The sequence below is a fragment of the Archangium sp. genome, from assembly GCF_057119385.1.
Genome location: NZ_DBNGVP010000092.1, coordinates 206373 through 213050, shown reverse-complemented (window position 1 = coordinate 213050; position 6678 = coordinate 206373). Strand labels below are relative to the sequence as shown.

At 70.3% G+C, this 6678-nt stretch carries 9 protein-coding genes; 4 read left to right on the top strand and 5 right to left on the bottom strand.

Annotated elements, in window-relative coordinates:
- Positions 1-1160: sigma-54 interaction domain-containing protein (locus AC16DP_RS22310; RefSeq protein WP_483956852.1), on the top strand; the 1160-nt coding region annotated here is incomplete at its 5' end.
- A gap of 7 nt (positions 1161-1167) precedes the next feature.
- Here AC16DP_RS22310 and AC16DP_RS22305 read toward each other — a convergent pair.
- The 3 genes from AC16DP_RS22305 to AC16DP_RS22295 all read right to left on the bottom strand — a co-directional run bounded on the left by AC16DP_RS22305 (position 1168) and on the right by AC16DP_RS22295 (position 4176).
- The gene (locus AC16DP_RS22305; protein WP_329730645.1) at positions 1168-2394 is read right to left on the bottom strand and encodes a tyrosine-type recombinase/integrase; all 1227 of its coding nucleotides are present in this window, start codon (positions 2392-2394) and stop codon (positions 1168-1170) included.
- Positions 2395-2397: 3 nt separating this feature from the next.
- A complete protein-coding gene (locus AC16DP_RS22300; RefSeq protein WP_329730646.1) occupies positions 2398-2640 on the bottom strand; it encodes a helix-turn-helix transcriptional regulator in 243 nt (80 codons plus the stop codon).
- Between the two features lie 669 nt (positions 2641-3309).
- Complete coding sequence (locus AC16DP_RS22295; protein ID WP_329730647.1) at positions 3310-4176, bottom strand: hypothetical protein; 867 nt, start codon at positions 4174-4176, stop codon at positions 3310-3312.
- Between the two features lie 96 nt (positions 4177-4272).
- On the opposite strand from AC16DP_RS22295, the gene AC16DP_RS22290 reads away from it, so the two are divergent.
- The 3 genes from AC16DP_RS22290 (at position 4273) to AC16DP_RS22280 (ending at position 5652) form a co-directional block, all read left to right on the top strand.
- Positions 4273-4479, top strand: a complete 207-nt coding sequence (locus AC16DP_RS22290; RefSeq protein ID WP_329730648.1) for a hypothetical protein — start codon at positions 4273-4275, stop codon at positions 4477-4479.
- Positions 4480-4575: 96 nt separating this feature from the next.
- Positions 4576-5049, top strand: coding sequence for a DnaJ-like cysteine-rich domain-containing protein (locus AC16DP_RS22285; protein ID WP_329730649.1), 474 nt, complete (start codon positions 4576-4578; stop codon positions 5047-5049).
- Between the two features lie 63 nt (positions 5050-5112).
- Positions 5113-5652 (top strand): hypothetical protein, encoded by a 540-nt coding sequence (locus AC16DP_RS22280; protein ID WP_329730650.1) that lies wholly within the window; start codon positions 5113-5115, stop codon positions 5650-5652.
- 107 nt (positions 5653-5759) lie between these two features.
- Here AC16DP_RS22280 and AC16DP_RS22275 read toward each other — a convergent pair whose 3' ends face one another.
- Positions 5760-6305, bottom strand: a complete 546-nt coding sequence (locus tag AC16DP_RS22275) for a hypothetical protein (RefSeq protein WP_329730651.1) — start codon at positions 6303-6305, stop codon at positions 5760-5762.
- A 50-nt stretch (positions 6306-6355) separates the two neighbouring features.
- On the bottom strand, positions 6356-6655 hold the full coding sequence (locus AC16DP_RS22270; protein ID WP_329730652.1) for a hypothetical protein: 300 nt from the start codon (positions 6653-6655) through the stop codon (positions 6356-6358).
- Positions 6656-6678 lie beyond the last annotated feature (23 nt).

Genomic DNA, 6678 nt, shown 5'->3' with positions numbered 1-6678 from the left:
AGGCCTACCTGCGCCCCGGCGCCCTCCTCGAGGTTGGCGACGTGCGCCTGCGCTTCAGCCCCCAGGTCGCCCCCGTCCAGATCGATCCCTCCGCCGAGGACCGGCTGGGGGATCTCGTCGGGCGCAGCGTCCCCATGCGGCAGATCTTCGCCCTGCTGCAGCGCATCTCCACCACGGACTCCACCATTCTGCTGGTGGGCGAGACGGGCGCGGGCAAGGGCGCCGCGGCCAAGGCCATTCACAAGCTGTCGCGCCGCGCCGCCGGGCCCCTGGTCGTCTTCGACTGCGCCTCCGTCTCCGACTCGCTCATCGAGAGCGAGCTGTTCGGCCACGAGAAGGGCGCCTTCACCGGCGCGGTGAGCGTGCGGCGCGGCAAGTTCGAGCTGGCCCACGAGGGCACGCTCTTCCTGGATGAGATTGGCGACATGCCCCAGGCCATGCAGACCAAGCTGCTGCGCGTGCTGCAGGAGGGCGAGCTGGAGCGGGTGGGCGGCGCGGAGACCCTCAAGGTGAACGTGCGCGTCATCGCCGCGACGAACAAGAACCTGGAGAAGGAGATCGAGGCCGGGCGCTTCCGCGAGGATCTCTACTACCGCATCAACGTGGTGCAGATTCACTCGCCCCCCCTGCGCGAGCGGCGGGAGGACCTGCCGGCGTTGATCGACGCCTTCCTGAAGGAGGCGTGCACGAAGAACGGGCGCCGGCCGCTGTCCCTGTCCCCCGAGGCGCTGGCGGTGATGTCCGCCTATGACTACCCGGGCAACGTGCGCGAGCTGCGCAACCTGGTGGAGCGGCTGGCCATCCTCTGCGAGGGCCCCGTCGTCACCGGCCAGGAGGCCGCCGAGCTGCTGCCCCGGGGCAAGGGGGCCGTGCCGCCGTCCGTGGCTCCGTTCGCCGAGGCCTCCGCGCCGCGTACCCCCGCCGTGCCCGTTCCCACGGCGCCTCCCGCGGCCCCGGCGCCCGGCGGCGGATTCCGTCCTCGCGTGGATCGGACCTTCCGCGAGCAGGTGGAGGACGCCGAGCGGGAGATCATCCTGTTCACACTCGCGCACACGCAGGACAACGTCACCGAGGCGGCGCGGCTGCTCGATCTGGAGCGCGGTCACTTCTACAAGAAGATGAAGGCCCTCGGACTCCGCCGGGGAGGCGGCGAACCGTAAGTACGCATTATTGCTGCCCCTTTCTGGTGCTTCCTGCTGCGTTGCTGACGAGCTTCAGGCGCCGTGTGCTCGCCTTGTGCTCGGGTGCTGAAGCTGGTTCCACCAGCCTCAGGGACTCGACGGCCTGGGAGAGGAAGTCGATGTTCCGGCCCAGGTAGTAGGTGGACGTGACGGCGGGCGTGGAGTGCCCAGCGAGCTGCTGGCCGGCACCGAGGTTTCCCAACGTGTCCGCCAACAGGTGGGTGAGGAACGTCTTCCTCAAGTCATGGAAGGTGAAGCCCCGGGGCAGCTCCACCCCTGCGCGAGCGGCAATCCGGCGCACCAGCTTCGCGGTGTGCCACCCCTCGTTGCGCAACCCGCCCTCGGGCGAGGCGAACACCAGCGGCTCCACGAGCGCCCCCTGCCCGTCCCGGGGCAGCGCCCTGAAGGCGGCCTCGAGCTCCGCCCGGAGCGCGGGGTGCAGGGGGATGATCCGCTCCTTGCCGCCCTTGGTGGTGTCGCGCTTCCAGCTGCGGCGCACGTGGATGAGGCCCAGGGGGCCCTCGTCCCAGTGGATGTCCCCCCAGGCCAGCGCCGCCAGCTCGCCCCGGCGCATGCCGGTGAGCACCGCGGTGAGCAGCAGTAGGCGGTACTGCCCGGCGGCCTGCAGCAGCGCGGCCACCTGCTCGCGCGAGAGGAAGCGGGGCGTCTTCACCGACACCTTCGGCCTGGGGACGCGATCCCAGGGGTTCTCCCGGATGGCGCCGAGCTGCACGGCGTACTTGAAGACGAGACGCGCGCGGATGTGCAACTGGCGCACCGTGGCCGGCTCCTGACCCGCGTCCCTGGACTTCATGAGAAGCGCGTCGCAGTCCGCCGGGGTGACGGCCGCCACGGGCTTCCTCTTGAAGTGCGGCACCAGCCACACCTTCACCTGCGAGCGCATGGGGGCCTGGGAGCCCAGGTGCTTGTTGGCATCCAGGTACCGGGTGAAGAGCTCCTCGCACGTCATCGGCACCGGCGCGGGCGCCGCCAGGCCCGAGGCCACCCGCTCGGCGTGGAGCGCCTTCTCCTGGGCCATCCGCTCGGCCTCGGCCTCCATCCTCGCGGACGTACGCTCGCGCACCAACCGCCCCGCGGCATCCCGGTAGCGGATCCACCAGGTGCCGAAGTCGGGGGCGCGCCGCTGCAGGCGCTTGCCGGCGGCCAGCACCGCCTTCCCCTTCTTGTTGGGCCGGAAGTACGCGCTCGTCACGGCTCAGCCCACCTGCCCGTGCTGCCCGCTCTGGGACGCCAGCCAGGCCTTCACCGCCTCGGGGTTGAAGCGGTAGTTGCGCTCGCCGAGCTCGATGAAGGGCAGCCCCAGGCGCTCGCGGCACTGCTTCCACACCCAGGACTTCGACACCTTCAGGTACTGCGCCACCTGGGCGGTGTCCCAGAGCCCGGCCTCGGGCACCTGCACCAGCTTCGGCCTTCTCTCGTTCTTGTTGCAGTTCGTCATCGTCGTCGGGCGCTCCACGGCAACACGCGGAGCGCGAGCTCCTGTGTCGGCCGTCACGTCTGCGTTGGTGTTTCCCCCGCTCCCCCCCCCGCCTCCCCCAGGTTACGTGCCGTTCACTTGCTAACAACTATTGTGCCAGCGCCCTTGCGCCACTCTGGCACGGGGCATCGCTCCGTTCTGGCGCACCCCGTCCATGGGCTGGCCGCGCTGTCTCGGAAGACGGACTACCGAAAGGGCCGCTCCATAGAGCGCGGTGACAAAACGCGTCAGGCGGCCTGTGAGCTCGGTCACAGGGGACCCTGACGGCGGGCGAACCGGCACATACAAGCCGCGCGTGCCGGTGACGTCTGAGAAAGGATTGAGCACCAATCGAGCCACAACCGGGACGCGTCCACCTCGGACGTGCCACGCGGGCGCTGCGCGCCGGTGCTGTCGGGTGCTACTGCGGACATCCCCCATCGCACACCCCAAAAACAGACGCCTCAGCACCGTCTGCAAGGCCGGTGCGAGGCGTCCGAGGCCGACCCCCAGGGCAGTCCATAGGGGCGGGCTTTCCTGAGGCCGACCAGCACAGAAAAAGGTCGGCGATGTCTTCGGGGTGTTGCTGGTACCTGCTTGCAGTCAGGTGGTCCGGCAACAGGGAACTGCAACTAACGGCAATAGATACGCCTACGGCCGGTCAAACGCAAGCGACTGGCGCGAGAGGGCCCGCGGCGACGACTCCGGCTTGGCAGCCGGCAGGTAGCACTTGCCCCCAAACTCATACAGGCGGTCCGGACAGGGAGCGCGCACCTCGTGGGGCACCCAGCATCCGTTGTTGATCTCCACCTCGAGCAGCTTCTCGCACGGCGGGCGCTTCTGGTTGGAGAACGGCTTCTTGGGCAGTGCGCGGGCCAGGACGATGGGGAGGTCATCGGCGCTGTTGGTGAGCACCATGCCCGTGGCGACCGAGGCGTCATCCCAGCCCCACCCGGCGTCCACGTCGCCCTGGGCCAGTTCGGCGCCGGGCTCGTAGTGGGGGGGCGGCTCGGCTCCGCCCAGGTGGAGGAGCACGGCGGCAGCTGCGGCCACGAGCCCCGCGGCGAGGAAGGGACGGCGCCAGCTCGGGGCGGGGCGAGTTTCGAAATTACGAAATTTCGTAATTTGTTGATCGGGGGTGGTCCGCGCGGCGGGATGCCGGGGTGCGGCGCGCAGGTGCGGCAGGGTCTCGGGGCGGTCCACGACGGCGTTGGCGAGCTGCTCAGCGTCTCCCATCATGACCACGAACTCCTCGGCGACATCGGCGGGGAGGCCAGCTGCGGGCGCGCACTCCACCTCGAGGGCGAGGAAGGCCGGGGACACGGAGGAGGTGACGCGCACCTGCCAGTTGGCCAGGGGCTGCTCGTCCACCTGTCGCTCGGTGCGCTGCAGCACCAGCGCGGGCGCGCCCGTCTCCACGTTGTGGGCCCGGTAGATGCGACCCATGTCCTGCGTGTCCCTGTACCTCGGTCCGAGCTGGTACTGCCCGAGCTGGTTCCCCCGCTGCGTGTCGGCCATGGCGCGTGAATCCCTCCCGCGCCGGGTTGTACCTCACCCGCACCGACGCTGTCTCCCAGTGGATATTCACGTCCACCCCTTCTCCTCGGTATGCCGATGCACCTCACCGAGCGCCACCGCAAGCTGATGGGCCTGCCGGAGCCCGAGGAGCCCGCGATCGTTTACGGCCCGGGCAACCTCGCCCACGTCGTTCGGTGCTGCGCCGAGGCGACCCTCTTTCAGTGCACCTGCGACTGGTACAAGTGGAAGTGCCGGGCGCACGGAGTGGCCGGTGAGTGCCACCCCACCAACAACCACGACTAGAGGCCGACTAGCCCCGGCCTCCGCGAGCCTCGGACGGCCCTCCCCCCGCCGTCCGGGGCTCGTGTCTTTCCACACCCACCCACAAGGAGGACTGCCATGCCCTGCCCCGTTCCGTCGCACCTGCCCACCCCCCCCTCCCTCTCCACCCTCCTCGAGGAGCTCGCGACCGTCGACCTGGCCCGGGCCGAGGCCTTCCGCGCCAACGTCGTGGACGTCGAGACGCGCCAGCTGCAGGCCCGAGAGCAGCTCGCCAAGGCCGAGTCGGCCCTGTCCCTCGTGAAGGCGGACGGCACGCTCTCGGCCCAGGCGGACTGGAACCTGCGTTACATGGAGGTCTCCGGCCGCCGGAAGAACCTCCGGCTCCTGGGGGTGGACGCGGACAGCCTCCGTGGGGAGCTCGAGCGCCAGCTGTTCCTCGCCCGGCAGAGTCAGGCCATCGGCCGCGCCGTCTGCTCGGCGTGCGGTGGCACCGGGGATGACGAGGGCAGCGACGGCGGAACCTCGGTGGTGGTGACGAGCTGCGATCCCTGCCGGGGCACCGGCTACGTGCCGGCTCGCCCCTCGGCATGAGGCGGCACCCCTTCTGGTTCGCACACCAGCCGCATCCCGCGCGCCGGTGCCATCGGAGGTCTCATGCGGTTCATCAGCATGTCGTTCGGAGTCCGGGCCATCGCCATCCTCTCGCTCCTCGGTGCCACCATCGCCTACGCCGAGACGCCCGCGCCCGCGCCGTACAGCATCAACACGAAAACGGGCCTGACGCGCACCGCCGAGCGCAATCTCTACGAGGCCGTCCGGCGGATGGTGGAGCCGGTGGCCAGGTCCCTGGGCTTCAACCAGGCCGAGGAGGAGTGCGCCAACGCCACGGCTGCCGAGAAGCTGATCAAGGCCACCCAGGAGGCCATGTCCGGGAAGCTGTTCGGCCTCACCGGTGCGGACGATGCGCTGGAGCACTTCCGCAACAGCCATGACGACTGGTGCAACAGGCAGGGTGGCCAGCGCGGTGCCGAGGCCATCGCCCCCTATGCCAGCAAGGCCGAGTCGTTCATGCGCCCGTTCCTCAAGGAACTGCTCGAGGAGTTGAAGGCGAAGCAGGTGGAGATCACCCCGGCGGCTGCGGCGGCGGCCATCGCGGCGGCGTTGGTCGCGCTTCCGGTTCTCGCCCCGCTGTAGGCGTTCGGGGTCAAGCGCAGTGGACGCATAGACACAGCTACAGAACAAGGAAGGGCCCGGCTCCGAGGTGGAGACCGGGCCCTTCGTGCTTCAGGGGTTGGTGCAGGTCAGCGCAATCGGATGTCGGCAGGCACGGGCCTCGTGGTCGCCGCCTTCAGCTTGGCTCCCCAGCTGAACAGGCCCGAGGCTCCCGCGGCGGTGGTGAGGATGCCCAGCACCAGCGAGAGCGTCACCGGCCTGCCGGCGCCCAGAGCGGCGGAGAGTTGCAGTCCGGCCGCCGTCACGAGCGCCAGGGCGATGCCGGCCGCGTCCGTCCGCAGCCAGGGCAGCTTGGACACCCCGAAGCGCCGCACCACGTACACGAGCCCGAGCACCACCGCGCAGGCAAGCAGGCCCCAGTTCCGGGAGCTCACGGCCTGGGCCACCAACTTCACCACCTCGCCCAACTGCACCTCGCCGGACGTGGAGGTGTCGGGGGGAGGCGCCTCGGGCAGGGCCACCTTGGGCGCGGTGCTCTGGGTCTGGGCCTGGGAGACCAGGTGCGCGGTGACGAGGCCCGCGCCCGTGGACTCGGCCTGGGGCTCGGCCAGCGCGGGGGCGGACAGGGACAGCAGGGTGATGACGGCGAGGGACGACAGGGACAGGCGACGCATGGGTGCTCCTGGGTGATGGGCGCCGGCACGCCGGGCCCGGGGTGAAAGGGTCAGCGGCTCGCCTGCGGCTTCTCGGTCAGCTTCTCGACGGCGCGCGAGAGGCGGGCGATCTCGCTGTTGAGGGCTCGGAGCTGCTCTTCGAGGCGTCCAGCCTGGATGGCGGCGTTGCTCTGGGTGGCAGCGACGCGGGACAGGTCCGTCTCGACGGTGGTGGTGCGGCGCTCGAGGTGGCGCACGTCGGCGCCCAGCGTGCCCCACTGCACGGCGAGCCCGAGCAGCGTGACGACGATGGGCACCGCCATGGTGAGCCAGGGCGAGGGCTTGGACTCGGGGGTGGTGGGGGTGCTCATGCCCAGCGAGAAGGGGCGAGCGC